The 931-nt window shown below is 65.8% G+C and carries 2 protein-coding genes; both read left to right on the forward strand.

Annotated elements, in window-relative coordinates:
* On the forward strand, window positions 1–357 hold a 357-nt coding region (locus ACE026_RS15610), incomplete at its 5' end, for a transaldolase family protein (protein WP_486039740.1).
* Window positions 358–485: 128 nt separating this feature from the next.
* Window positions 486–848 carry a glycine zipper 2TM domain-containing protein gene (locus ACE026_RS15615; protein ID WP_019184476.1) on the forward strand — a complete coding sequence of 121 codons (363 nt, stop codon included), beginning with the start codon at window positions 486–488 and terminating at the stop codon, window positions 846–848.
* Window positions 849–931 lie beyond the last annotated feature (83 nt).

Here is a 931-nt window from a genome sequence, read left to right on the forward strand (position 1 = left end):
GACCCGGGCGTGGTGTTCGTGCGCGGCGTGTATGCCGAGTTCAAGCGCCGCGGTTCGCCGACGGTGGTGATGGGCGCGTCGTTCCGTTCGACGGCGCAGATCGAGGCGCTGGCAGGCTGCGATCGTCTGACGATTTCGCCGGATCTGCTGGAGAAGCTGGACGCCGATCATGGCGAGCTGCCGCGCAGGCTGGTGGCCGGTGCGGCCGAGTCTATACAGGTGACGCCGATCGATGCGGCGCGCTTTGCGGCGGATCTGGCGGCCGATCCGATGGCGACGGAGAAGCTGGCCAGCGGCATCGATGCGTTCGCCAAGGATCTGGACGCGTTGCGGCAGACGATCCGCGAGCGGTTGTAAGCGCTGGCGGTTGGATGGCTGCGGCCTGAACACCGCCGACGGCGTTGACGTGGCGTGGACGCAACTTCACCCGGGCTTGCCGCCGGCAGGCAGACACTTGGGTCATGTTCCATAAACAGGGATCGACCATGAAGACGAGCATCCGCGTGTTGTGCCTGGGCAGTCTGCTCGCCGTATCGGCCGTCGCCGGCGCCCAGACGTATGGCCCCAAGGACGAGGGACGCCGCTTCAACGACGGCAGCAAGGTGGTGTGCCACAACGTCGAGGTCCAGCGTAATTCCAAGGACCCCAATCGCATCACCGGCACCGCGACCGGTGCGGTCGTGGGTGGTCTGCTAGGCAACCAGGTGGGTGGCGGCAACGGCAAGAAGCTGGCGACGGTTGCCGGCGCGGTGGCCGGTGGTGCCGCAGGCCGTCAGATCCAGGGCAATCAGCAGTCCAAGAACGGTGATCGCGTGGTCGAGCGTCGCTGCGAGCGTCAGTACCGCTGATCAAGCGCTGCCCACTGCGCTGCAGTTGGGGCGGGCAACAGGTTCAAAAAATGACGGCCCGGGGGTCGTGATTTTTTTTTTGG

Source organism: Stenotrophomonas sp. AGC87 (assembly GCF_057333975.1).